This window comes from Staphylococcus sp. FSL H8-0121 (assembly GCF_038008425.1).
Taxonomy (GTDB): domain Bacteria; phylum Bacillota; class Bacilli; order Staphylococcales; family Staphylococcaceae; genus Staphylococcus; species Staphylococcus pasteuri.
The window spans coordinates 38,044-62,887 of sequence record NZ_JBBOZB010000004.1 but is presented as its reverse complement, the minus strand read 5'-3'; the positions used below and the strand labels follow the sequence as shown (position 1 = coordinate 62,887).

At 29.2% G+C, this 24,844-nt stretch carries 29 protein-coding genes and 2 pseudogenes; 2 read left to right on the top strand and 29 right to left on the bottom strand.

Annotated features, from left to right (window positions below):
- Window positions 1-93: 93 nt before the first annotated feature.
- The 7 genes from pmtD to LFT63_RS11620 all read right to left on the bottom strand — a co-directional run bounded on the left by pmtD (window position 94) and on the right by LFT63_RS11620 (window position 4,302).
- Window positions 94-828, bottom strand: a complete 735-nt coding sequence (gene pmtD, locus LFT63_RS11650; RefSeq protein WP_046467413.1) for a phenol-soluble modulin export ABC transporter permease subunit PmtD — start codon at window positions 826-828, stop codon at window positions 94-96.
- A complete protein-coding gene (gene pmtC / locus LFT63_RS11645; protein WP_029056033.1) occupies window positions 828-1,700 on the bottom strand; it encodes a phenol-soluble modulin export ABC transporter ATP-binding protein PmtC in 873 nt (290 codons plus the stop codon). Before pmtC ends, pmtD begins: the two co-directional genes overlap by 1 nt.
- 12 nt (window positions 1,701-1,712) lie before the next feature.
- On the bottom strand, window positions 1,713-2,384 hold the full coding sequence (gene pmtB, locus LFT63_RS11640; RefSeq protein WP_029056034.1) for a phenol-soluble modulin export ABC transporter permease subunit PmtB: 672 nt from the start codon (window positions 2,382-2,384) through the stop codon (window positions 1,713-1,715).
- Window positions 2,381-3,280 carry a phenol-soluble modulin export ABC transporter ATP-binding protein PmtA gene (gene pmtA / locus LFT63_RS11635; protein ID WP_051522837.1) on the bottom strand — a complete coding sequence of 300 codons (900 nt, stop codon included), beginning with the start codon at window positions 3,278-3,280 and terminating at the stop codon, window positions 2,381-2,383. Before pmtA ends, pmtB begins: the two co-directional genes overlap by 4 nt.
- Window positions 3,281-3,282: 2 nt before the next feature.
- Window positions 3,283-3,657 (bottom strand): PSM export ABC transporter transcriptional regulator PmtR, encoded by a 375-nt coding sequence (pmtR, locus tag LFT63_RS11630; RefSeq protein ID WP_017638084.1) that lies wholly within the window; start codon window positions 3,655-3,657, stop codon window positions 3,283-3,285.
- Window positions 3,658-3,851: 194 nt separating this feature from the next.
- Window positions 3,852-4,025: an SE1626 family protein gene (locus LFT63_RS11625; RefSeq protein ID WP_029056035.1), complete on the bottom strand. Its 174-nt coding sequence runs from the start codon at window positions 4,023-4,025 to the stop codon at window positions 3,852-3,854.
- Between the two features lie 181 nt (window positions 4,026-4,206).
- Window positions 4,207-4,302 carry a Trp-rich small protein gene (locus tag LFT63_RS11620; RefSeq protein ID WP_017638086.1) on the bottom strand — a complete coding sequence of 32 codons (96 nt, stop codon included), beginning with the start codon at window positions 4,300-4,302 and terminating at the stop codon, window positions 4,207-4,209.
- A 201-nt stretch (window positions 4,303-4,503) separates the two neighbouring features.
- On the opposite strand from LFT63_RS11620, the gene LFT63_RS11615 reads away from it, so the two are divergent.
- Window positions 4,504-5,790, top strand: coding sequence for an aminotransferase class I/II-fold pyridoxal phosphate-dependent enzyme (locus LFT63_RS11615; RefSeq protein WP_029056036.1), 1,287 nt, complete (start codon window positions 4,504-4,506; stop codon window positions 5,788-5,790).
- A 275-nt stretch (window positions 5,791-6,065) separates the two neighbouring features.
- Here the strand turns inward: LFT63_RS11615 and LFT63_RS11610 are convergent, their stop codons facing one another.
- The 4 genes from LFT63_RS11610 to LFT63_RS11595 form a co-directional block, all read right to left on the bottom strand.
- Window positions 6,066-10,583 carry a SasC/FmtB family protein gene (locus LFT63_RS11610; RefSeq protein WP_340769313.1) on the bottom strand — a complete coding sequence of 1,506 codons (4,518 nt, stop codon included), beginning with the start codon at window positions 10,581-10,583 and terminating at the stop codon, window positions 6,066-6,068.
- A gap of 506 nt (window positions 10,584-11,089) precedes the next feature.
- The gene (gene fosB, locus LFT63_RS11605) at window positions 11,090-11,509 is read right to left on the bottom strand and encodes a FosB/FosD family fosfomycin resistance bacillithiol transferase (protein ID WP_064212278.1); all 420 of its coding nucleotides are present in this window, start codon (window positions 11,507-11,509) and stop codon (window positions 11,090-11,092) included.
- Between the two features lie 30 nt (window positions 11,510-11,539).
- Window positions 11,540-11,947, bottom strand: coding sequence for a YjdF family protein (locus tag LFT63_RS11600; protein WP_096807768.1), 408 nt, complete (start codon window positions 11,945-11,947; stop codon window positions 11,540-11,542).
- Window positions 11,948-12,119: 172 nt separating this feature from the next.
- Entirely contained in the window at window positions 12,120-12,698 is a 579-nt protein-coding gene (locus tag LFT63_RS11595) for a DJ-1/PfpI family protein (protein WP_340769308.1), read from the bottom strand.
- Window positions 12,699-13,452: 754 nt separating this feature from the next.
- Here LFT63_RS11595 and LFT63_RS11590 point away from each other — a divergent pair.
- The gene (locus LFT63_RS11590; RefSeq protein WP_340769306.1) at window positions 13,453-14,043 is read left to right on the top strand and encodes a hypothetical protein; all 591 of its coding nucleotides are present in this window, start codon (window positions 13,453-13,455) and stop codon (window positions 14,041-14,043) included.
- A 296-nt stretch (window positions 14,044-14,339) separates the two neighbouring features.
- Here the strand turns inward: LFT63_RS11590 and LFT63_RS11585 are convergent, their stop codons facing one another.
- The 18 genes and pseudogenes from LFT63_RS11585 to LFT63_RS11500 form a co-directional block, all read right to left on the bottom strand.
- Window positions 14,340-14,804, bottom strand: a complete 465-nt coding sequence (locus tag LFT63_RS11585; protein ID WP_340769305.1) for a hypothetical protein — start codon at window positions 14,802-14,804, stop codon at window positions 14,340-14,342.
- Window positions 14,805-14,825: 21 nt separating this feature from the next.
- Entirely contained in the window at window positions 14,826-15,755 is a 930-nt protein-coding gene (locus LFT63_RS11580) for a DUF6731 family protein (RefSeq protein WP_340769303.1), read from the bottom strand.
- 157 nt (window positions 15,756-15,912) lie between these two features.
- A pseudogene (locus LFT63_RS11575) lies at window positions 15,913-16,071 on the bottom strand (terminase small subunit); the annotation flags it as partial.
- 10 nt (window positions 16,072-16,081) lie between these two features.
- Entirely contained in the window at window positions 16,082-16,507 is a 426-nt protein-coding gene (locus LFT63_RS11570; protein WP_237642856.1) for a hypothetical protein, read from the bottom strand.
- 203 nt (window positions 16,508-16,710) lie between these two features.
- A pseudogene (locus LFT63_RS11565) lies at window positions 16,711-17,193 on the bottom strand (terminase small subunit); the annotation flags it as partial.
- A gap of 52 nt (window positions 17,194-17,245) precedes the next feature.
- Window positions 17,246-17,548: a hypothetical protein gene (locus LFT63_RS11560; protein ID WP_002467101.1), complete on the bottom strand. Its 303-nt coding sequence runs from the start codon at window positions 17,546-17,548 to the stop codon at window positions 17,246-17,248.
- Window positions 17,541-18,137, bottom strand: a complete 597-nt coding sequence (locus tag LFT63_RS11555; protein WP_340769300.1) for a pathogenicity island protein — start codon at window positions 18,135-18,137, stop codon at window positions 17,541-17,543. Before LFT63_RS11555 ends, LFT63_RS11560 begins: the two co-directional genes overlap by 8 nt.
- Before the next feature lie 12 nt (window positions 18,138-18,149).
- Window positions 18,150-18,683, bottom strand: coding sequence for a hypothetical protein (locus LFT63_RS11550; protein WP_340769298.1), 534 nt, complete (start codon window positions 18,681-18,683; stop codon window positions 18,150-18,152).
- Window positions 18,684-18,697: 14 nt separating this feature from the next.
- Entirely contained in the window at window positions 18,698-19,042 is a 345-nt protein-coding gene (locus LFT63_RS11545; protein ID WP_311095316.1) for a pathogenicity island protein, read from the bottom strand.
- 285 nt (window positions 19,043-19,327) lie between these two features.
- Complete coding sequence (locus LFT63_RS11540; protein WP_340769294.1) at window positions 19,328-19,969, bottom strand: pathogenicity island protein; 642 nt, start codon at window positions 19,967-19,969, stop codon at window positions 19,328-19,330.
- Window position 19,970: 1 nt separating this feature from the next.
- Window positions 19,971-20,348: a hypothetical protein gene (locus LFT63_RS11535; protein ID WP_340769292.1), complete on the bottom strand. Its 378-nt coding sequence runs from the start codon at window positions 20,346-20,348 to the stop codon at window positions 19,971-19,973.
- 312 nt (window positions 20,349-20,660) lie between these two features.
- Entirely contained in the window at window positions 20,661-22,370 is a 1,710-nt protein-coding gene (locus tag LFT63_RS11530) for a DUF927 domain-containing protein (RefSeq protein ID WP_340769290.1), read from the bottom strand.
- A gap of 14 nt (window positions 22,371-22,384) precedes the next feature.
- Entirely contained in the window at window positions 22,385-23,257 is an 873-nt protein-coding gene (locus LFT63_RS11525) for a primase alpha helix C-terminal domain-containing protein (RefSeq protein ID WP_340769288.1), read from the bottom strand.
- An 88-nt stretch (window positions 23,258-23,345) separates the two neighbouring features.
- On the bottom strand, window positions 23,346-23,597 hold the full coding sequence (locus LFT63_RS11520) for a hypothetical protein (protein WP_340769286.1): 252 nt from the start codon (window positions 23,595-23,597) through the stop codon (window positions 23,346-23,348).
- Window positions 23,597-24,010 carry a pathogenicity island protein gene (locus tag LFT63_RS11515; protein ID WP_326014145.1) on the bottom strand — a complete coding sequence of 138 codons (414 nt, stop codon included), beginning with the start codon at window positions 24,008-24,010 and terminating at the stop codon, window positions 23,597-23,599. Before LFT63_RS11515 ends, LFT63_RS11520 begins: the two co-directional genes overlap by 1 nt.
- The gene (locus tag LFT63_RS11510; RefSeq protein ID WP_340769281.1) at window positions 24,007-24,150 is read right to left on the bottom strand and encodes a hypothetical protein; all 144 of its coding nucleotides are present in this window, start codon (window positions 24,148-24,150) and stop codon (window positions 24,007-24,009) included. Before LFT63_RS11510 ends, LFT63_RS11515 begins: the two co-directional genes overlap by 4 nt.
- Window positions 24,147-24,464: a helix-turn-helix domain-containing protein gene (locus LFT63_RS11505; RefSeq protein WP_145519962.1), complete on the bottom strand. Its 318-nt coding sequence runs from the start codon at window positions 24,462-24,464 to the stop codon at window positions 24,147-24,149. The genes LFT63_RS11510 and LFT63_RS11505 overlap by 4 nt, the downstream gene beginning before the upstream one ends.
- Window positions 24,465-24,686, bottom strand: coding sequence for a helix-turn-helix transcriptional regulator (locus LFT63_RS11500; protein ID WP_145519964.1), 222 nt, complete (start codon window positions 24,684-24,686; stop codon window positions 24,465-24,467).
- Between the last annotated feature and the right edge of the window lie 158 nt (window positions 24,687-24,844).

Here is a 24,844-nt window from a genome sequence, read left to right as displayed (position 1 = left end):
GCTTCATCTTTTTTAAATTAGTCTCCAATTTAATTTTTAACATGTTTCTTCTACATAAAAAACCGGGACCATATAGTCCCGGATGATAACAATTTATATATCTCGTTTTGCGGCATATAATACATTTGCAATAAATAATACTACAATTGACGCTATAGATATAAACCATTGCCAATGTGAAAATGATATATCTGATGAAGTCATTTTCTCAGTCAAATAAGTGAATGGAATATATTTAAATGACTTATGAATGTCATCACCAATATTTGGAATTAATCCAACAAGTGGTTGGATAAATGGAACAATTAATAATAGGAATATACCTAAAGTAAATATAACAGCTGGTTTCTCAACTGCTAATGTAATTAAGAATAAAAATAAACCAAAGAATAGGAAGAAGATAAGGTAAAACCAAATATTTGTTAAAAAGTTATCTCCATCTATACTTTTACCTTTAGTAGTTGCTTCTATAATAATAATTACTAAATATTGAATTAATGTAAATAAAAATGAAATTAAGATCATAGAAATTGTTTTAGCAATAATATAACCAATTCTACTGCTCATTTTGTTCATGTATAATTGAATTGTACCTTGTGAATAATCTCTAGTGATTGTTTTAATGATAAATAATAAACCAGCGAATAAGAATAACCAATTGGCCATAATAAATACCATCGTATAATTCACTTTATGACCAGGATTATAATTTGCCATCATCGTAGCTTGAAAAACAGTTAAACCTACCACAAGTATAAACGCAATATACGTAAGCGGACTTTTAATAATACTTATTAAATCGTGTTTTACTAATTGTAACGCTCTCATTATTTATCACCTCTTTGATTGATATTAAAGTAAGTATCACGTAATGAGCTTTTACGTGTTTCAATATATTTAGGATAAATATTGAGTTTAGCAAGTGATTGTATTACATCTTTATAGTTACTTTGTGCTTTAATAATAATCTCACCATTATCTTTACTAGATTGTTGAACATGGAATTTTTCTGTCAATATTTCTAATGACTTTCCAAAGTCTTCTTTATCAATCGTAATAATTGTACTATCTTTAGGTCCACCATCTTTCATATTCACATCTTGCACAAATGTGCCATCTCTTAAAAATACTGCTCTATCACAAATCAATTCAATATCTTCTAACTTATGACTAGAAATTAAAATTTTCATCTCTAATTGTTTAACAAGTGATTGAATCGTTTTAAGTACGTCTATAGAACCGTCAGGATCCATACCATTTGTTGGCTCATCTAAAATTAAGTATTTAGGTTTATTCATTAGAGACACCGCAATTGCTAATTTTTGTTTCATTCCCATTGAATATTTTTTAACTTTTTTCTTGATATAAGGTCTCATACCAAAAGCATCTATAATATGATCAGCATACTTTTTATCAAAACCTTTACCTAATACTTGTGCAAATAATTTTAAATTATATAAACCAGTTTTATTATCATACAATTTAGGATGTTCTATTAAATAACCTACATTTTCATCATTTGGCAAATTAACTTTACCTTCAAAATTAATAATATTTCCATTCATTACTTTCATTAAGGTTGTTTTACCAACACCATTTTTACCAATTAGCCCTACTATCTGACTATTGCCGAAATCAAAATCGATATGATCAATTACCGTATTGTGTCCATACTTTTTTGTAATTTGTTCTAATTTCATCGTAGACCTCCTTTAATGAGTACGTTTTTTTATTTTATTTATTTGAATGATGTAATTAATAATTAAACCTATGAGACTTAAAACTAAAAATCCATAATTTAAAAAATATGAATAAAAGTATGGAATTTGACTATGGTTTAAAAATATATAATTAATTAAAATGAGTATAACGGATAAAAGAAAAGGTAATACAAACATAATTAAAATAATATATGCTATATAAGATACACGTTCTGTTTTAAATTCAGTACTCTTCCTAAATGCGATTGGAATAGACAAAAAGTTTGCTACAATATAAGCATATGTAGTAGAAAAGTAAATTGAATTTGTCTGTATTGAGTCTGATTCGTAACCATATAAAGTTATGACTACTGCACCAAATAAAGTAAATAATATACATGTAATATAATTTGCATTTAACATATTTTTTCTAGAGACTGGTAAACTAGCAAAAAATAAAAATGCTTTGTCGCCACCTAATCGTCTATGAAATCTAAATAGATGACCTGCATCAAGTAAAGATACAATCATTAAAACTAATCCTATTGGTATTGCAAACATTGACTTTAATAACGGATTAGGTTTCATTAAAAATATATAAATTGGATAAAATAAAATGAGTGCTGTGTATAAAGATAATGTTAAATATCTTAATTTTACATTTCTAATCAAAAGTTGTTTCATTTGATAGCCTCACTTTCTTTAGTAAATGCATGAGTGGGATTACTTTTATATTTTTCTAAGTAAATCATCAATTCTTCAATGCTAGGATTTTGAATTTCAATTTGACTACCAAACAGTTCTTTAAATGTACTAGCATACTGCGTTAATGCTTTATAACCAGTTCTTCTACTTTCTTTATAAATCAATAGGTCTTCTAACTCATTATCAAGGTCCTCATTAAAACCTTTGACTATTTTAAACTGATTAATTAAATCTTCTAAAGAATCATTTAATATGATTTCTCCATCTCGTATATATACTAAATAATCTGCAATTTTTTCTAAATCCGAAATAATATGTGTTGAAATAAAAACTGTTTTTTCTTCATCAATCAGTTCTTGTTGAATAATTTCTAAAACTTCATTTCTAACTATGGGATCTAATCCTGATGTTGGTTCATCTAATACAAATAGCTCTGAATGATGACTAAAAGCAATTGCAAGAGACAATTTCATTTTCATACCTGTAGAAAATTGATTGATTTTTTGTTTATATGGTAATTCAAATTTATGTAGATAATGTTGAAATAAATCTTTATCCCATTTTTTATAAAATGGAGATATGATACTTTCTAATTTCTTTATAGACCACTTTTCATTGAAATAAGTCTCAGAATAAACAAAACCTATTTTATTCTTTAAATCAATAGGATTATTTATCATACTATCCCCTAAAATCGAAATACTACCGCTATCACATTGCATTAAATCCATAATTAATCGTATGACTGTTGTTTTCCCTGCACCATTAGCACCAATGAATCCTGTCACAAATCCACGAGGTACTTCAAAAGATACGTTTTTAAGTTGAAAATTATGATCCGAGTAATTAACTTTATTCAATTCTATAGCGTTCATAATTATTCCTCCTCATATATTAAAGAAAGAATTTCTTGAAGTTCTTCCAAAGACATTCCAATTGTCTTCGCTTCTTTAGTCATTGATTTAGCTAAATTCTCAATAACGAAGAATTGTTTTTCTTTAAGAATTGAATTATCTTGCTCTTTTACAAATGTGCCTTTACCTCTTATCGTAGTTACAAATCCATCTTTCTCTAAATCTTCATAAGCTCGTTTAGTTGTAATTAAACTCACTTGCAAATCTTTTGCTAACTCACGCATTGAAGGTAAATGTTCACCTGAAGATACGTATCCTTTTAAAATATTCTCTTTAATTTGTTGTTTAATTTGTTCATATATGGGATGTTCACTGGTGTTTTTCAAAATAATTTTCATTGATGTCCCCCTTTTCTCCTGTATATATACAATATACACACTATATACACTTTTGTAAAGGGTAACTATTAAAATGACTGTATAGAGAATTTAACTAGAACATTTAAATGCATAGACAATATATATACACAGTAAAAAAACAGTATGAACATTTTCATACTGTCTAAAATAAATTATTCAATTGACCTAAAATATCATTTCCTATTACGACGATCATTATTTCTACTAATAAATGCACAAATCATAAACATAATGGCTGCAAGTAGAAGTTTTATTCCTGAAGATTCGTTACCTGTAGCTTGTAAGTAATAACCAATAATGAATAATAAGACTGCTAATACTACAAATATTTTAGTCATATGCTTCACTGTACTCACCTCAATAGTATAAATTATATCAAATTTTGTTTTATAGATGTACTCCATTCATATATTATATTGATTGCGATATGTTTAACGTAATGTTACTATAAATTTGTATCCACAAATTATACTACACAACCCCAAACCTGGTACCAGCAGGCTTGGGGTTATTTTTGTGTACGGTCATCTATTTGTCTTTCCAATTGATTTCTAACCAAATTCTAAAGACAACTAGTAGTCCACCAGTTAATAAAGTGATAATTCCATCTTGCCACCACGTCATTATACTACACCTCCCAAATGCAAAGTGTCATATATGTCGATGACCTAAGATTATCTTAACACAAAAACAGAACGTATGTTCGTATTTATATTAGAAAATCTTTTCAATAACTAAATCTTAACTAAGAATACTTTATCTTTAGTTAAATTCAAGCTAATATAAAGATAATGACTTTATTTTATAAAAGCGAGGTTATTCAATATGAACCCATTAGCCCAAAATTTAAATGAGCAACTTAATAATTCAAATCCAGAAATTTTACATATGCTTTCTGATTTGGGTCAAAAAATGTTTTATCCAAAAGGTATACTTTCTCAATCTGCTGAAGCTAAAAGTACTCAATATAATGCAACTATTGGGATGGCAACTAATGATAAAGGTAAAATGTATGCAGATTCATTAAATCAAATGTTTAATGATTTAACACCAGATGAAATTTTTCCTTATGCACCACCTCAAGGTGTCGAAGAATTACGTGACTTATGGCAAGCAAAAATGTTAAAAGACAATCCAGATTTAACTAAACAAGTAATGACACGTCCAATTGTCACTAACGCACTTACACATGGTCTTTCACTTGTAGCAGATTTATTTATAAATTCTGGAGATACTGTTTTATTACCTGAACATAATTGGGGAAATTATAAACTTGTTTTTGATACTCGTAATAATGCAAATATTTCAACTTACCCAATTTTTGATGAAAATGGACATTATACTACTGATGAGTTAGTTAAAACATTAGAATCTTATAATCAAGATAAAGTAGTAATGATTCTTAATTATCCTAACAATCCAACTGGCTATACACCTAATAAAGATGAAGTACATACAATTGTTAAAGCTATTGAACAATTGGCTAGTAAAGGAACTCAAGTTGTAGCTGTTATCGACGACGCTTATTATGGTTTGTTTTACGAAGACGTATATACACAATCCTTATTCACTGCATTAACTAATATCAATTCTAAAAATGTGTTACCTGTACGATTAGATGGTGCTACAAAAGAATTCTTTGCTTGGGGATTCCGTGTTGGATTTATCACATTTGGTGTTGAAGATGAAATTGCAAAAGATGTATTGGAAGCAAAAACTAAAGGTCTAATTCGCAGTAATATTTCAAGTGGACCTCTTCCATCACAAAGTGCAGTTAAACATGTATTGAAGAATAACGATCAATTTAATAAAGAAATCGAGCAAAATATTACGACCTTACGTGAACGATATGAAGTTACAAAATCAGTAGTTTACGACGAAAAATATGCATCACACTGGCAAGCTTATGACTTTAATTCTGGTTATTTCATGGCGATTAAAGTTAAAGATGTTGACCCTGAAACATTACGTAAACATCTGATTGAACAATATTCAATTGGTGTTATTGCATTAAATCAAACAGATATACGTATTGCTTTTAGTTGTGTTGAAAAATCTGATATTCCTCATGTATTTGATTCCATTGCAAAAGCTATTGATGATTTACGTTAAAGTTAAGATAAAAAGGTTAGACCAAATGAATGGTCTAACCTTTTTAATATTGGTAATTAAGTTGTAGTTATATAAAAATCAATAAAATAAAACTTATAATTGCTAATGAAAATGGTCCAAATGTTTTTAATTTATCTTTTATAGTTATTCCCATAATACCATCAATTAATTGAACTAATACTAGTGAAAATTGCAATGAAGTAATACATAATGTACCTCTAATTTTTAGTAATTTTAAAAATTTTTATTACTATTCAATTCTATATTAAGTCAATTTAAAAGTCTTTCTTTTTGAGTCTGAATTTCAAAATTGTTAAACCTAAAATTAATATTAACAGATTAGTAGTACGAGTTGTCCCAGTATTTATACTACCTGTTTCAGGTAATTGTGACTTTTTATCTTTTATCGTTTTAAAACTATTTTCTTCTACCTTCACTGACTTAGATTCTGATAGAGTAACTTTATTAGTCTGTTTAGAAGAGGGTTTAAATGTAATAATTGCCTTTTGTTTATTAGAAATAGTTATTTGGACAGTATTACTCTTTTCACTATTTCTAATTGAACTATTAGCAAGGATTTTACTACCGTTGAGTTTGTTAATATCTTTAATGGTAATTACACCAGTTTTCTCATTAATATTGATACCATGGATTTTTTTATTAAACTTCCACGTTTTTCCAATTTTATTTGAAGTAATATCTATAATTTTTCCATTCGGTTTTACAATATTTATACTTACTTTATCTGTATTATCTTGTGGTGTGATTGTTATATGCTTCTTTTGTTTATCTAATTGGATTATCGGTGGTTTTGGTGCAGTTTCTTTATAAGAAACTTTAGCAGTAACTTCGCTTGGATCACTATTTCCTTGCGTGGCTTGAACTCTAACTTCGCTACCATTTTGAACACCATCATGAGTAATAGTCAATAAACCTGTTGTTGGGTTAATTGCAAAGCCTTGTGGATTATTTTCTATTGTCCACTGTTCCCCAACTTTCGTAGCTACTACTTCTTTCGAATAACCATTTGGATCTATATACTTCACTACCATTTTGTCTGTATTGTCTTGTGGTGTGATTGTTACACTAGCTTCTTGATCATTTGTTATTATCACTGGTGCGGCTGGTGTTGTTTCTTTATTTGGTACTTTGGCCATTATTTCGCTTGGATTACTATTTCCTTGCGTGGCTTGAACTCTAACTTCGCTGCCGTTTTGAACGCCTTCATGAGTAATAGTCAATAAACCTGTTGTTGGATTAATTGCAAAGCCTTGTGGATTATTTTCTATTGTCCACTGTTCCCCAACTTTCGTAGCTACTACTTCTTTCGAATCACCATTGGAATCTATATACTTCACGACCATTTTGTCTGTATTATCTTGTGGTGTGATTGTTAAACTAGCTTCTTGGTCATTTGTTGTAATTACTGGTGCGGCTGGTGTTGTTTCTTTATTTGGTACTTGAATTGTTACTTCGCTTGGATTGCTATTTCCTTGTGTAGCTTGAACTGTGACATTACTTCCATTTTGAACACCATCATGAGTTATAGTGATTACTCCATTTGTTCCATCAATGTTTATACCATCTACATTATCGTTTAGCGACCATTTGTCTCCATCTTTTGTTGCTACTACTTCTTTCGAATCACCATTGGAATCTATATACTTCACGACCATTTTGTCTGTGTTGTCTTGTGGTGTGATTGTTACGCTGGCTTCTTGGTCATTTATTGTTATTACTGGTGCGGTTGGTGTTGCTTCTTTATATGGTATTTGTGTAGTTACTTCACTTGGATTGCTATTTCCTTGCGTGGCTTGAACTGTGATTTCGCTGCCGTTTTGAACGCCTTCATGAGTAATAGTCAATAAACCTGTTGTTGGATTAATTGCAAAGCCTTGTGGATTATTTTCTATTGTCCACTGTTCCCCAACTTTCGTAGCTACTAATTCTTTCGAATCTCCATTTGGATCTATATATTTCACTACTATTTTATCTGTATTGTCTTGTGGTGTGATTGTTACACTAGCTTCTTGGTCATTTGTTGTTATTACTGGTGCGGCTGGTGTTGCTTGTTTTAAAGGTATTTTATCTCTAGCTATTAAGCTAGAATCACTATTTCCATAATTTGATTCTGCGGTTACTTCACTGCCAACTTGAACTCCTTCATAATTAACAACCACTTCTCCGTTAATATCATTTATGCTTATGCCTTTAGGATTGTCGTTTAATTCCCAATGATCACTAATTTTTGTGGCAACTACTTCTTTTGATTCTCCATCTAGGCCAATATAATTTATAGTCATTTTATCAGTATCGCCTTGTGGTTGAATTATCAAACTAGCTTCTTCTTCAATTTTAATAATTTTTGGTTCAGGTGGTGCAATTTCTTTAACTGGCATGATAGCCCTAACTAAATTACTAGGATCACTATTTCCTTGCGTAGCACTAGCTGTTATCTCACTATGAGGAGCGACACCTATATAATTAATAGCGATTCCACCTGTTATAGGATTAATAGTAAATCCAGCAGGCGCCTCATTTAACAACCAATTATTTCCTTCTTTTTTGGCAATTAATTTAGACATCATTCCATCAGGATTAACATAATTTATTTCTAATTTATCTGCATTATTTGGCGGTGTAACAACTGTATACACATATTCATTGTTAGTAGTTATTTTCGGTTCTTGAGGAGAAAGTAGTTTAAGATTTATTTTTTCTTGTTCTAATTCAGTTGTTAGTTGGTTTATAATTGCCTGACTCTTTCTTTCCGCTATTGGCGTATTATTTAATGCTTCATTTAAAATGGATTTAGCTTCTTCTAATTTAGCTTTTAAATTATTTACAGAATTAGCCGTAAATTCAGATTCATTAATAGTATTTAAGTATTGTTTAATATTATTATATTTATCGTTCAATTCTTCTTTATACATCAAAATATCAACTTGCTGTTGATTAACAATATTAGTACCTATTTTTTGAGTATCATTACCTCTATAAGGGGCGTCTGTTTTGTACGTTACATTTCCATTTAAATCAATTGTATTGGGTTGTGTAGCTGGAAAATCAATTGTGTAAGTTATATTTTTGGTAGCACCTGCATCAATTTTGCCAGCATCGAGAGTTAAAGTGTTAGTAGCTTCATCAAAATTTGTACTAGCGTCAGTTGCAGAAATAAATTTGGAACCTGCTGGTAATAACACTACGTATTTTGTTTCTTTAGATCGAAAATGTCCTTTATTTTCAAGTGATACTGAAATCGTACCTCTAGCATAATTTGAGTTTGCAGAATCACTTCTAAAATCATATTTGATTTCATCAACATTTGAAGTTATATATGCACCACTATTAGCCCTTACTCTACTAACTATTCCACCATATAAATAACTCTTATTAGTTCCAAATCCTTGTTGAGCACCTGTTTGAGTAGAAGTTAATGTTTTCACATCAGCAACAGGTAGAAATGCAAGTCTTAATCTATTAACATCTTCAGGTACATTAATCATGAACGATAATCTTCCTGTAGGATATTTCCCCATACCATTAAGTGTCTTATCATAGTATACATTTGAACCATCTACACTAGTTACTTTGGCTTTAACTCCTGGCCAAGAGTTAATGACATTTAAAGCTGAGGAAACATACTCTACTACTAATTCTGAACCTGGATTAACGTCGATATCTTGATAAATACCAGCTACTCTTGGATCTAGTACTTTTCTATTATAACCATCAGTAGTTCTAGCTAATATTACGCCATATGGTGCGTTAGAATCACTCATGAAGGAACTATATTTTTTCCCTGCAGTTGTCAAAGTCATTGGATATTCAGGATCTGAAACAGTTGATAAACTATGCCATCCATCAACTCCTGTAACTACTGTAAGCTTATCTGTATTACTTGGTAAGTTTCCTCCAGTTACTTGCTCAAAATTACCATTTCGCAGTTCAGTGTTTATTTCATTTTTGTTTAATGGATCATTACTTTTATCATTATTAATAGGTTGGTTAGCCGATCTAAAAGATGTACCTCTATTTTGGTTTTTTATTGCACTATGTCTATTATTTTTATTAGGCTCAGTATTATTCGCTGGTATTCCGTTAGTCACTAATTGATCGTCATTATTTATTAAACGATTCTTTTTAGTTTCTTTTAAATCTACGTTATTTTCTCTTTTTAATAGTGAAGCCGAATTAATAAATTCTTGATAATAATCATCTATTTCTTTTTGAGTAGCTTGATTTTCAATGAATTGATCAGCATTTACTAACTTAGTTTTAAATTGTTGAACAGAATCATTCGTTTTATTTGATAAATCAATGTTCTTATATTGATTTATTAATTTCTTTAATTTTTCATTGTTTCCAACCGATGACTCTTCTGACTTTATATTATTGCTTCTAAATTGATTTGTTTGATTAGAATCTATTTGATTGTTTTCATCATATTCTTTTTGGACTTGGTTTGCATCAATTTGATTATTAGTTTCTCCACTTGCCTTTGAATTTGTGCTAGCGGAGTTACTATTTTTTTGTGCTTCAAAATTATTGGTCGTTAGTGTATTTGTTTGATTAGTTTCCTCTGCAGCATTTGCGCTATTCATATGACCAAATGATAAATATATAGATGCTAAAGCAATACTTGTAGCACCATATCCTCTTAACTTTCTAATTGAAAAAAATTTTTTGTTAACTTCTTCTTGGTTGTAATTTCTAGGTTGATTCACTTTTAATTTTTTCTCCTTTTTGTCAATGTGATTATATTCAAGTAGCGTGACGTTCGTTAATACCATTCAATAGCAAATTAAAATATTTTGAAATAAAAATTACAATAAATAATATAACACCTAGTAAGTGGTAAGACAACTATTTTATTTTACTAAAAACTTCACTATTTATAATAAATTATTAATAAAATTTTAATTTTTATATTATGAAACCTTCATTTTATGTAAAAAGAAAAACTTTCTAGCAGATTTTCTACTAGAAAGTTTTTTTGATAGATTTCTATTTGATGACATTTTAAAAATTTATTATTATCTTTTATTTAATTTACATCATACCTGGCATTAAGCACGACTAAAAACAGACTGAAATATAGATATAAAACCCTACAAAATCAACATTTTAAAACTTTATCATTCTCATTATTTTTAGTTTTAGCACTTCATTATGTCATAATTATGTCACTTAAAATAGAATATCAAACCATGATCCTTTACTATCATTAAAATGTTAAAATTGAAAAAAACAAAGTAATTTGTGCACCCATAAAAATTGGATATAAACTATTATTTACCTATTCATAAAATTTTATATGAGGCTTTTCATCTTTATAATAATTCATTCTATCCTGTAAAGAACCTGTGTGTAATTCTAATTTATGACCGTCTGGATCAGTGAAATATATTGATTTTTTATCTCTGACATCTCTTGGGCGACCCTCTAATATATTTACATGGTTTTGTTTTAGCCAGTCATACCATTCATCAAAATCATTCTCCTTGATTGAGAAAGCCATATGAGTATATGAGTAATGAATTTCATTTCTTGGTATTTCACTTTCTTCGTTTAAACCTAACCACAATCCACCTATAGTAAAGTAAGCTGTTTTGTCGCTTTCAAGTAATATTTTAGCCTTCAGTATATTTTTATAGAATTCAACAGACTTTTTTATATCTGATACAGAATAAGTAACGTGATTTACGGCTTGAATCATATAATTACTCCTATTTATAAATTTAAAATATTAATGGCCTTTATGTTTTTCTTTAGCTTTATTTTTCTTAATTTGTCTTTTTCTTTCTTTAATCCATTCTCTGTTTGCCTTACTTTTTTTCTTAGATAATTTTTTAATTTTCTCTTGTTCTTCTTTTATAGCTATTTGCGCTTTAGTAAAGTTTTTCGGACTTTTTTGCTCTTTTGCTACTTGTCTTTGCAATCTTTTAGGATTGATTTTTCGTTTTTTTCTTTTAGTTCTAATACTAGTCTTTGTATTATCGATCATTATTAATAGATAATTCTCTATAAAATAAATGACTTCTCCATCATCTGGTTCTGTACCAAAGGTATATTTAACAAATTTTGATTTACTTCCTACTTTGTATTCAACTAAACCAACATAAAATTGTCCGTCGTGAAATACAGATAGCTCCATGCTATCCCTCCTCTTAATTATTCAGAAATGATGGACGACCTGAGGAGGAAGGTTACTGACAGATAAAATATACCTGCATTGGGACTACCAACCCAATTGTGTTTTTACATTTCTATATATAGTTTAAAATAAATCATAAAAATTTCAACAGAGTAATCAAAGAATATAGTTTTTAATTATATGGGTTACCATACTTTTTACAATACTCATAAAAGCCATTTTTAATCATAAACATCTTTTTATTAATATTCGTTGGAGTATCAAAATTGATTAATCTCAAAACTTCTTCAGTAAATTCAAGTTCGCCTGTTCCATTTGCCGTAACTAAATTACTATCAGTTATAGCCTGAGTTTCAACAAAACCATTAGCATTTTCATATTTCTTTAACTTGTTCCATAAATAAATTGAATTCCCGGTATGTCTATATTTATTTAGAAACCCATTTTTAGCTAAATAATCAACTGCTCCACATATAGCTCCAACTGGCTTTTCTAGTTCAAATGTTTTTTCAATAAAATTGAGTAGTGTTTTATCTTCAATATTCCACTTATTCCCACCTATTAATATTAATACATCAAAATCGTGAGTTTCATTAGAAATTTTAGAATCAACTAATAATGTCATTCCACCAATTGACTTCACTTTATTCGTTACAGATACTATCTTAGTAATCCATCTATCACTACTATTTATAATTGAACTTAAATGTGCAATTTCCCAGTCTGCGAATTCATCTAATAATAGAAACAAAGCTTTTTTTCATATAGTAGGCTCCTTGTACATTATTTGTTAAATTCATATAAACGTTTACATTGTCTAATTAGTTGTGTGTAAAATGTTAAAATTGAAAAAACACAACATATCTGGGGCAATTTTCTATCCTTTACTACTAGATCTTAAATCAGATTCTTTATCTATATCGAGAACTTTCCAAATATTATATAATTAATGCAAATTAAATTTAAAATTGAAAGGAGATAAAACTATGCTATATTTCAATATTTTCATATTAATACCTATTTTATTAGCGCTTTTTTTTCACATTCCCAACATTTCATATATTTATTACACACGTCATAAATTAAATCAAGAAAACAAAAGATTAATAAAAACTATGGTACTTATATACTCAATCAGTATCTCATTAGCTTTTATTACATCCTTATTAGATGGTTTTTATAAAGGTTTAGGCGAAGTTAAAGATGTATATTATGGATTTTTATATCTTATGTATTTTATAACTTTTATTTTCATATATTCTATTCAATTCTTGATTTTAAAACTTACTAATAATTCTTTACTTAGTTCTAAAAGTTTTAAAATACTCATTTATTCTTTTGCATTAATAATTAGTGTTTTTACTTACGGATTTTCTCCTATGAGTCATTTTGATATCTTAAAATCCCATTTGAAAATTTGGAATAACACACTTACATCTCTCATAATTTTTGACGTATTATTTTTCTTATTATTTTCAAAAACAAATGAAAAGAGGTAATAAAGTATGGATAACTATAATTTAAAAAATATTGATAGAAGTTTAAACACAATTGCTAGCCACTATGCATACAAAGATAAACAAAAAGAATCAACCATAAATAATATTTGGAGTTTATTAAACTCTTCAAGAATCATAGAGATATTTCACTTCTTGTCTTTGATTGCTATTTTTAAATTTTTATTATTATTTTTTCACATCGTTAAAAGCAACCACTTTCAATTACCTATACTCAAAGAAATAGGCTCGTGGAAATGGTTGAATTTATTGAATATCTCTTTATACCCTATATATGAATTTCTCATATATTTCTTTATTTTTCTATTTATAATAACAGTGATCAATGTAACTACTAGGCATACATCGTTTACTTTAGGCACAATTGGTGATATTGCCGAAAAGTATTTCGTAATTGTTTTTAATATCATTGGTATTATTTTCATGGCAAACTATATTTTCCTATTTAATCACGAACTATCATCAGCTTTAAAATGTTTAAATTTACCAATGTTGATTACTATTGGTATGCTCGGCTTTTACTTTATAATTATTCCTATTATAACATGGTCAGAAACAAAATCTCATTACAGAAATTAAACCCACGAAAAGTGGGTTTTTTAATTTAATCTATAAAATTACTATATCTATACAAAAATAGCCATATATACTTCAATTTACGGAAATGTCATGTTTATAATTTTTAATATACATACATTTTACAACTTTTTATACAAAGGTCTAAATAATTTTTTCTTATAACTGGAAAAGCGTTATAACTCGAGATTCCATATTTACTATTAATATACATACAATTACGTAATCTCATTCCTCACTGCAACACAGGACGTTTCTCAGCGTGAAAAAGTCCTATTAAAATGTATAGTTTAATATTTTCATTCCTCTTGACTTATAGAAAAAATAGAAAGCAAATTTATTAATATAAACAAAAATAAGTTATATAAATAAAATATTGATGAAATAGCAAAGATGATACTTAGTATCAAAGATAACAATGTATCCACATTTTTATTTGCAATTATAAATGTCAGTAAAACAGCAAGAATTACAGAAAGAAAACCTGTAATTATAGATATTACACCAAGTATAATAAAATCTACTTTTGCTTTTTTATTATTTAAAACACTTCCTAAATATTTTTGTTTAATTAATACAGTTAACATACTTATAACAGTTGCTAAAAAACCTATAGATATGCTTGTAAAATTTATATAAGCATCTAAAGCTGTTAAAGATCCACTAAATTTTGAAATATCTGCTAGTCCAAAACAAGATAGTAGTATCATTACTCCTATACATATTATAAAAAGCAGCAAGTTCGATATTTTTGTAAATGACACTATCTTTTCACTCCTAACTTATCAATTAGGTAACACATGCACTACATCATTTCTATATAAATCAGCCATTCTGGCAAAAACTTCATCTGTATTTAATTCTGATCTGTCATTTTTAGTAAATTCAATTTGTCTTTTTAATTTTTGACTTAATACATCAACTAAACTCACTCTATCCATTTCATTTATTTTAGCATTAACTAATAATTTTTCGATATCTTCACTTTTTTCATATTCCTCAATTAACTCTTTTGCTATTTCTTTAGAAATATATTCGTCATTTTCTTTTTTCGCTTTAATTTTAAACTCAAAGTAATCAATATTGATATCCCTATTTCTCGAAGAAATCAACCTTTTAAATAGTTCTTCAGAAGACTCTTTAGTGACTCTTACAAATATATCCCGATATTCTTCAGCGTTATGAACTTCTTGTTGCTTTCTCGAGTCTTTAATTAACGAAAACTCTATATGTTTATCATTATCATATTTATCTTCATATAATTTATAAACAAAACTTTCAACTGCATTAGGACTCAAAGAATTTATATTTCTTTGAATCATAAAAGTATGTTTTCTATCATCATATAATACTGTAATTTGATGACCAATGTACTCATCTTCCTCTAAATCAAGTTGTTTAGATTCCCCAAGTAATTTACTGACGTTAGGTATAATATGATCTAATCTTTCAAAAGTTAATTGGTAATAATTATTTTCATTTTTAAAAATATGAATTAGTCTTATAGTTTCATCTTTATAAGCCATTCGTTTTATATGTTTTAATTCCCCATCTTTATTTAATTCATCTTTTTCTAATTTATTAATATCTGAATCATTATATTGATTATAAAGTTCATCTAATAATTCACTCAATGATGCACTATTTTCATTTAATTGTTCGTCAACTTCAAAAACATTATAGAAATAAAAATTTACAATTCTTTTACTTTCCATTTCCCTCAACCTCTTTTACGTGTAGTTTTATATATTATATCTTTAAATCTACAAAATATAAAGAATACATATGAAAAAGCAACTAATATCGGGGAATGACATTAGTTGCAACTACACAATATCATTATACTATATTTTAGTACCTAGTACTAATTTTTTATTCCACAAATCTTCCTATATCATCAATATGAAAATCAGTATTTGGATATTGCTTTTCCAATTCTTTTAAATCTCGCTCATTCTTTTCATCGTCTTGACCGATACTATCTATAAAAACTGGTGTCGCCACATTCATATCTACTTTATCAGTAAATAGCTACTTCACTTCAAAACTTTCCAATTAACATTTGAATTATAGTAAATAGATCACTAGCAATACTTGTCACATCTCCTATTCTTTCAGTTAATGTCCTAGTGGCATTTAATCTATCTTCTTCCGTCCCTATTCTAACTTTTACCAGTTCTGAATATATATCAGCATTAATATTTTTTAATTCAGATTGATTGATATTAACTTCACTCAAAGTAATGTTTTGCTTACTTAATAAACTGTCTATTGTTTGAAGATATTTAATTATATTTAATGTCTGAGAAACTATTAAATCAGTATTTTCAGCAATTGTTTTCAAATATTGATTTCTTTCTATATCCCTAGCTATTTTTTCGTCGTTCTTCATTTGTTTTTCATAATAAAATTCTTGTAATTCTTTATCTAGTTCTTCATTAAACATATTAATTTCTGGTATTTGCATCGGCTCTAATTCGTACACTATAATCACCTATTCACAGTTATATTTAATAATATAAATATACATTAACGTTTATTTTAAAGCAGCAATAAAGAGTCAAATCTTTGAAAAGATTCAACTCCATAGTTTAAATAATATTTTTCTAACACGTTATCAATAAATATTTGATTATTAGGATAATTGTTGATTACTTGTTTCACTTCTCAATCCACATTTTCATCCCATTCGCCTATGTTAATTTCAAAATTACGATTTGTAATTTCTTGTTTATCTGTAAATAATTTATGATATTTACCCAACATATCACGAGCACGTAAGCGATCGCTAGGCTTAATAGGTACTTCTATTAGCTCAACATATTCATTATAAACTAACTGAACCTTACCATTCTGTGGATTCTCTTTATATTCACCACGTTTAACTACAACTTCCTTTGTTTCAGTCTCATCACCAACTGCTGAATTAGTTAATAGATGCAATAGCTCATTAGCGCTTAATACACTTTCATCTATAACTTTTTTCTTTTGCTCTTGGATATAATCATTAATATGTTTCTTCTTTAACAAGCGACACCCAGATACATGTGCCGTTTTAGGCGAATAACCAGCCGTTATAGCGCTCTGCGTAACATTTAATGTTCTAATATACTCATTCACAAAGCGCTCTTGTTTAGGTGTTAATTTGTCCATATACTCACTCCTTAATATAAAGATTGCCTACCCGTGAGGATAGGCGTTTAGTTTAGTTAACAACTCTATTCTTTCGAGCTATTTCTCGTAAGCTCATACCATCAATATTTTGCTGATGAATATTCTTAGATCTTTCAGAATTAGTTACACGATTCAAGCGTGCATATTCTTGAATAGATTGAGTGTCTCTCAATTTCTCTTTTCTATTCTCTTTTTCGACTTGAGCATTAATTTCTTCTCCAATACGGTCAACATTTTCCCAATCTTCATCAGTTATAATTACATTTCCATCTTCATCAGTACCAGCAATTAAACCAGCTATTACCTTTTTATATAATTCATCTTTTCTATCCATGTTGTCGCTCCTTTACAAACTTCATTTTTTGATTAGTACCTATAACAGGCAATTCACTCTTAGAAACATAATATTGTGGTGCATATTCTCTAAAATGAGGTCTTAGATCACTTCTTATTTGAGCATCTTCATCGAAATCCTCACGTCTATAAGGAATTGCATAACGTTCAAACTCCTCTTTGTATCGTTCGTTTAAATCATTAATTTCATCGATAATATCATTGTATTGCTCAATGATTGGTTCAAATTTAGCTATTAGTTCTTGTTTCTCATCATTATATAACTTCGGTAATTCAGATTGATGTTTAATCAATTCAATAGCTTTTTCTTTTCTAGTTTCATCAAATACTTCTTGTTTAGTAGTAAGACGTTTGTTAATAGCCTTTAATTGATTTTCCTCTGTATCAGTTGTTTGGTATAACTTATCTGCTTTATCATCTTCACCATTCGCTACCAAGTGTTTATATTCCTCTTTATCTGCTTTAATTTTAGTTTGTAAGTCATTACGTTGTTGTTCTAATTCACTAATTGCATTGCGTTGATCAGTTACAAACTGATTGTACTCTTCAAAATATGATTCTGTTTTCATTTTCACTTCTCCTTATACTAACTGCATTTGTTTTTGTTGCCTATCTTGTTTTAAACGTTCTTTAATACATTGCTTACGAGCTTTACCGTCTATCTTACGCTTTTCTTTTTCTACTTTGATTTCTTCTTGCATGGATTGACATTTGTTATCTTTAGTTGAATTCACTAATTGCAAAATGTCATCACTAATTCGATTTAATAATTCATCATCAATCAAAATACTATCTCTTTGATACCTTTTAATTTGTCGTTGTTCATCATCAGAATATTGAGATAATAGTTTATGAAATTGCCTTAAATCATTCATTGAATGACGCTTATATTTGTGTAGATTATCCCGTTCTTCAATAATAGATAATGCTAAATCTTCTATGTGATTCGACTCATAGGATAACTGCATAGTGTATGGATCAATAAACATTCTCGGATAGTGCAGTGCGTACATATCTTCTATTCGTTGTTCCCATTCATCAAATGCTTGCTTTAGGTATGTAGCATTATATTTTGTCTTTAGGTTCTTAACTGCAAATCTTTGTACTAATTCCAAATCACTACACCCTTTTAGATTTCCATTTCTTCTATAGCATCAATACGTGCTTGGCTGCCCTCTATCTGACGTTGAATACTAGTGATAGCATTACGTCTATCAAGCTCATTCTCAATCATGTAATAGCCTCTGTGTGTCTTACTGTAGTTGTAACCAATTGGATAATGGTATTGAAGTATTAAGCTATTGATAGTTAAACGTAACCATCTTTCATTAGTACGATTAACTGGTATCCCTAATTGATTTAAAATATTGGTTTTAGTAATATATTTCTTAGACGTATTTCTTATCACATTGAGTACTTGGCGGTGTTCATCGGGTAAGTTGTACGTCTTTTCTTTTTCTGTTACTTTTTGCATCTTTTCCACCTCACTTTCATAATTACTTTATACCTTAATTATACTAAATTTACACGAAAAACACAAACTAATGTTCGTTATTTATGCCATTGTTACCTTTTCTTAACACACATTATTTTACCGTTAAATAAACTCTTAAAAGCATTTATGTAGTAAAATGTAGTATATCACCTAAAGAACTAATGTTCGTATTTGGAAAGATTCATACCCTAGTGTATTTCTACAACAATTAACATTTATTAGCTATATATAGGAGCCACACAACACATGTGACCCCTTATCAAGTTACTTATTCAAACTGTAATATGATGCTTTCAATTCACTTAACTTACGCTCTAACGCCTTGTAATCGTCTTGTGTAGCATTCTCATCTTGCACAAATTCGGTTACCAACTTCAATCCCTCGACTAATTCTGTTGCTGGTTCATTAATCCCTGTTGCTAACTGGTACAACATTTCCATATTACCTATCACATCAGCATTACTAGACTGAATACCCTCAAGTTCTTCTACGCCAAAATCTTTTTCCATGTACTCGAACATATCAGTATTATTGCTTTCTGCAAATGTTTCTAATCCATACATAAAATAATCATTATCAAACATAAAATTAGCCATCATATCGCTTATAGAGATGTGTTTGTCATCTTCAATATCATATCGGGCATAATTCCCCTCAATACTTCTTATAAGCCCTTCAGTGTGCTTAGGAGACGCTAATTCAAACGCTTTTCTAACATTACAATTCTTAATGTAGATGTGACCATACAAATTACCTTCCATGACCACATACACCATATCAAACGGATCGTTATATATTTTGAATCCAAACGGTGTCTTTCTACTACTTTCTAACAATCCTGTGTAATATCTTAATAACGTACCTGCTCTGGTTTCAAATTGATTTGCGATAATTTCTATGTTCATATTATTCCACTCCTTTATTGGTTACTCTTAATAACATAGGTAACCATGATGGCACTTCAGTTTGTTGCTCATATTCTGGATAACTAATTGCTAGTGGTAAATTGGGCACTCGTCCATCTAACAAATAACGCATTACATAACTAGTTCTATACACAAGATCTAGTTTTTCACCTTTAACTAATTCAATCAGTACACCCATTGTCATCTCGTTCCATCCACTCCAAAACACAACGTTCTTATCTATGTCACAAGTAACGCTTGCTTTTCCTTTAAAGTCATAATCTATTTCTTTAAATAAATCTTCTAACTGATATATAGGAATTTCTTTATGTTCTTTTACATAATCATATATATACTTTTTTAGTTTTTCTTTATCCATGTGTAACCTCCGATATTTTTTAATGGGAACTAGTCCCCGTTGAGTTCCCGACTCAAAAATACTTATCGGGAACTAATCAAACCATTGATATATAAACTTTAAATAAACTTAGTTCCCGTTGTACCCATTAAAAATTTTCTATCATATATGTTAAAAAGCTAATAACATTTGTTCGTTTTCAAATAATAAATAATATTATTATCTATTGGGAACTTCGGGAACTATTAATTTTAATTGCTTGTGGTTAAAGTAGTCTTAGGGTTCCCGTTTGTATATCTTTCACGGGAACTTATCGGGAACTCTGGGAACTGCTTAATAATCTGAATAAGGGTTATGAGAATTCGAGAAATCAAAACCTAATTCTTCAAGTATTTCTTTGTTTATAGCAAATCCTCTATACTTTATGTTTTTGTGACTCACCCTTTTTTGCAAGCGATCTTTTTCACCTTTAATTAAATATCCCTTTTTGCCCCATTGTCCTGTAATACTCTGCATTTCATGACCTAATTTATCGTGTACAGTTTGACCTAATATACATAAATAATCACGTTTATATATTGCTTTTATATCACCATTTTTGACAGAACTATAACCATCACCAGCAATATTATTTCTATTCGCATCTAAATATTGCAGTATTTCCTCTAGAAATTGCTTAGGTTTATCAATCGTCTTATTATTTCTAATCATACTGTCATAGGCTTGTTCAATAATTTTAAAATGATCATGTTCAAATCCCTCAATATCATTTAGAATTTCGCCAGTAACCTGTAGTAATGCGAATGCACGCCCTAAACGTTGCATGATTTCATTGCTACCTTTTCGATTAAAGTACCTTTGATAACTATCAAATGCACTCTTGTATGTCTCTTGTTTAGATTCATATTGCTTAATGAATGCTATGCCTAACGTACCGTAGTTTTCTCTAAATGCTTTATCTAATGTGGTGAAATCAAAATTATCTGGATATGGTTGATCTTGAAGTGTAACTACACGAGCAGATACACCAGCTTTCTCGTCTGCCATATTAGAAATAGACGCCTCACCAGTAGAAAGCATTATATTTCGCCATTCTTTTTTAGCGTTAAGTGTTAAATTGATATTACTTCTTGATTTACTTTCACCACTCGAGAAATTGTAAGTTGCATTAGCAACAAACTTGGGATTTGTATTACGTGTATCATCTTTAAACATTGGAAATGAATTTAAGAATGATGCCATTGCTTCAATACTGTTCTTCGTAGAACCCCATGTAGTAATAAGTTCACTTGTACCCCATACACTAGAAACCAAATTTAATGTGAATGTCTTACCTGTTGAGGTACTGCCCGAGATTTCTACAATAAAAGGCTGTAGTCCAAATTCACGCAACAATACTGAACCTAGTGACGCATATAGCATAACCATAACCATAGGCAAGTTCTTAATTTGGTTAAATACGTTTTTTGAATAACTATTAAGTGTGCCTTTACTTTGAAACGAATCTATCAATTTCTGAAATCCCTTATCATTATTAAATAACTTTATGTTGCTATTCTTCATTTCTTCTTGATAGGGATAAATAAAATATCCTTTCACATGCCCCAAACGAGTGGCCACATTAACATTTACTGGTGGATTATATCGTTTTGACTTATTAATATAGTCAATCAACCTAGTTGAAGTGGTTGAAGTTACATCTAATTTTCGATTAACTAATTTCAGTAATTGACGACTATCAGATATTTCTTCAGCACTAACACCTAAATTCACTGGTAAATGATTATCATAAAAAAGCATATTAAAACTCACTTCATTGCTTTCAATATCTTCGAATCGTTCAGTAATTTGGGGAATTGTATTAGTGATAAATATTTTCTTATCTGGTTCGCCATCTTTTTTACTAGGAATAATTTGATAAAGTGCCACACCATTTTGATGTTGTTCAATTTCATAACCTTTAGGAATAACTTCTTGAATAGCATCTTTTTCTTGCTTAACTTCTTCAATTTCGTGAAGAATATCATCTTTAGTTAGTTCCATATACTTCCCCCTTTCTATTTATTACGATGTTTCTTTAAAATAGACTGAAATGTAGCATTTATTTCACGTTCTTTTAATGGAGGCTTACATGCATTTTGTCCCCATAGCAAAGCATATGAGTATACAATGTATTCATTTACATGTCGGCTAAATAAATGTCCTATCAAACTAGCTAAAGAATTATTACGATTGCCCTTTGCAACAGAAAAACTAATATCACGCCAATAAGCATCATCGCGCTTGTTAAAGTTAGTTGTAATTGATTGATCTGTTTGCCTTTCAATTTCTTCCGACCACTTTTCTAGTGTCTCAACATTCAAAATAGGTGCATCATTGTACTGATGTAAGAATGGATATTTATCTTGTTGATATACGGGCAACGCCATCGCTCTGCTAGGTTGAAAACTCCCCTCATCTACTGGATGACCTATTTTATTTACCAACACTTTTGTATACTTACGGTAATCATCTGCATTGACACGCTCATTCAAAGCGATATACAAGCGTATTCTAGGGCTTTCTGTTTGATGATTAAACGTAGTATGCCAAAACCACGCAACACCTTTTAAAGTGTCTGTAATTGCATCATGCAGTGGTCTCAACTTGGGTATGTCATCGTAGTCCAATACTAGAACATCACGATAAATCACATTGTCATTGTTACGGTATTTTTTATATTCTTTTCCATATTCATCCGTACCATCTTTTATATCGCCGTATACAGCGACACCACGAGCATACTTATTAGTATTGTTTTGTGGTATTGATAATCTATTAACTAACTCACTCCATTTAGGTTGCGAGAAATTTTTAAAAGAACGAGAATCTAGGTTGTTATACCAAACCACTGATACTTGGGTATCGTGTTCTAGCTTTATTTTGTTCAATTTATTCACCTCTAGTGATTAACAGAGCAGAAAATGATACAATATATAAAGAGTATTTTATTAACTGCTCTGTTAATTTATTAAATTTCTATGCGTTACTTTCGCTTTGGTCGGTGGAGAGTGACGCTTTTTCTATTTGCAACTTCATTTCATATTCTTGTTTTTGTGCTTCAACTAATCGTTCATACATAAGTTCAATAGCTTTTTGTTTATTATTATTTTTTAATAACTCAATAGTTTCATCATAAGTTTTAGCCTCGAAAGCATATGACGTATATAACACAATATCTTTCACACGATTTACTTTTTTATGGTCGTACTTCTTTTTAAATAGTTTCATTATTCTATGTCCTCCACTTCAATATTTCCTACAATGTAATCCAACGCCCATTCTAAAATACCAATCACATGACCTTCACGATCTGTTGTGTGTGTTTGTTCACCTGTACTATCTTTAACTGAATAGTAATAGATTTCTTTATCTTCATTCATAACGTCACTTAATGTCATTGTTACTTCATCGAGAATAGAAAACGCCTCATCTTCAAAATCTACTTCAGCAAGAATGTTAAACAACTCTTTATGAACGAGTTTCAAAATATGTTCGTAAAACGCTGTATCGTTATAGCGATAATCTGTAATAAAATGAAATCTATCTTTCGCTGATAAGAATATGTCCTTATCTTTTTCATATAATACTTTTTCTAATACTTGAACTACTTTTGATAATTGATATTTTTGTTTAATTTTCATCCTAATTCAACCTCCAATAATTTAATTCCATATGCTATAGCTAAAATAAAAATTGCTGATGCTACAAAAACATCGAGTAATAAAGCACTTGCCAATGTTAAAAACGAAATCGTACCAGTGTACGTTAGATAGTTTTTCATTGTGTTACCTCCAATAACTTTTTAATATTAACCTGTTTAAAATCGTTATTCTGAATATCCATGTGAGCAGTAAGATGTTCCATGAATTCATCTACATCAGACTTTTTGAATCTGTATGTAGAGCCGACCATGTAATACTTCATACCGTTATTAATAAGTAACTCCTCAATCGTTGGTTTACTTAAATTTAGGTATTCAGCTAATTCTTTGTAGGTCAAGAAGAATTTTTCTCTGGCCAATTCATCTACACGTTGATTTATTGCTTGTTCTAATAATTCACGTGCTTCTTGTTCATCAATATTAATATCGAACATTTATTGAGCCTCCTTTTCTTCAAAGTAAAATAAATCTTTAATTTCAACATCTAAAGTATTAGCAATGATTTTTGCTAGTTTAGGACTAGGGATCTTTTTACCATTAATAATTTGACTTAAATAAGATATTCCGATTCCTAGTTCTTTAGATAAATCTGATAAATTATATCCTTTTAAAAACATCGCCTTTTTAAAAGATTTATTATTAATTAAGATAGACATTTCATTCAACTCCCTTCTTTTTTGATTGACTTCTCAATCAATTTATAACTATATTATACATAATTAAAAAATATTGCAATAAGTTTTTGATTGACTTCTCATACATTTTCAATAAATTTATACACGTTAGATTGATTTAATGATAATATAGGTAATGG

Coding starts and splice junctions, on each gene's coding strand:
- pmtD (WP_046467413.1), bottom strand. CDS start 828: ATGAGAGCGTTACAATTAGTAAAACACGATTTAATAAGTATTATTAAA.
- pmtC (WP_029056033.1), bottom strand. CDS start 1,700: ATGAAATTAGAACAAATTACAAAAAAGTATGGACACAATACGGTAATT.
- pmtB (WP_029056034.1), bottom strand. CDS start 2,384: ATGAAACAACTTTTGATTAGAAATGTAAAATTAAGATATTTAACATTA.
- pmtA (WP_051522837.1), bottom strand. CDS start 3,280: ATGAACGCTATAGAATTGAATAAAGTTAATTACTCGGATCATAATTTT.
- pmtR (WP_017638084.1), bottom strand. CDS start 3,657: ATGAAAATTATTTTGAAAAACACCAGTGAACATCCCATATATGAACAA.
- LFT63_RS11620 (WP_017638086.1), bottom strand. CDS start 4,302: ATGACGTGGTGGCAAGATGGAATTATCACTTTATTAACTGGTGGACTA.
- LFT63_RS11615 (WP_029056036.1), top strand. CDS start 4,504: ATGAACCCATTAGCCCAAAATTTAAATGAGCAACTTAATAATTCAAAT.
- LFT63_RS11610 (WP_340769313.1), bottom strand. CDS start 10,583: ATGGTATTAACGAACGTCACGCTACTTGAATATAATCACATTGACAAA.
- fosB (WP_064212278.1), bottom strand. CDS start 11,509: ATGATTCAAGCCGTAAATCACGTTACTTATTCTGTATCAGATATAAAA.
- LFT63_RS11600 (WP_096807768.1), bottom strand. CDS start 11,947: ATGGAGCTATCTGTATTTCACGACGGACAATTTTATGTTGGTTTAGTT.
- LFT63_RS11590 (WP_340769306.1), top strand. CDS start 13,453: ATGGATAACTATAATTTAAAAAATATTGATAGAAGTTTAAACACAATT.
- LFT63_RS11580 (WP_340769303.1), bottom strand. CDS start 15,755: ATGGAAAGTAAAAGAATTGTAAATTTTTATTTCTATAATGTTTTTGAA.
- LFT63_RS11570 (WP_237642856.1), bottom strand. CDS start 16,507: ATGCAAATACCAGAAATTAATATGTTTAATGAAGAACTAGATAAAGAA.
- LFT63_RS11560 (WP_002467101.1), bottom strand. CDS start 17,548: ATGGATAGAAAAGATGAATTATATAAAAAGGTAATAGCTGGTTTAATT.
- LFT63_RS11555 (WP_340769300.1), bottom strand. CDS start 18,137: ATGAAAACAGAATCATATTTTGAAGAGTACAATCAGTTTGTAACTGAT.
- LFT63_RS11545 (WP_311095316.1), bottom strand. CDS start 19,042: ATGCAAAAAGTAACAGAAAAAGAAAAGACGTACAACTTACCCGATGAA.
- LFT63_RS11540 (WP_340769294.1), bottom strand. CDS start 19,969: ATGAACATAGAAATTATCGCAAATCAATTTGAAACCAGAGCAGGTACG.
- LFT63_RS11535 (WP_340769292.1), bottom strand. CDS start 20,348: ATGGATAAAGAAAAACTAAAAAAGTATATATATGATTATGTAAAAGAA.
- LFT63_RS11530 (WP_340769290.1), bottom strand. CDS start 22,370: ATGGAACTAACTAAAGATGATATTCTTCACGAAATTGAAGAAGTTAAG.
- LFT63_RS11520 (WP_340769286.1), bottom strand. CDS start 23,597: ATGAAACTATTTAAAAAGAAGTACGACCATAAAAAAGTAAATCGTGTG.
- LFT63_RS11515 (WP_326014145.1), bottom strand. CDS start 24,010: ATGAAAATTAAACAAAAATATCAATTATCAAAAGTAGTTCAAGTATTA.
- LFT63_RS11510 (WP_340769281.1), bottom strand. CDS start 24,150: ATGAAAAACTATCTAACGTACACTGGTACGATTTCGTTTTTAACATTG.
- LFT63_RS11505 (WP_145519962.1), bottom strand. CDS start 24,464: ATGTTCGATATTAATATTGATGAACAAGAAGCACGTGAATTATTAGAA.
- LFT63_RS11500 (WP_145519964.1), bottom strand. CDS start 24,686: ATGTCTATCTTAATTAATAATAAATCTTTTAAAAAGGCGATGTTTTTA.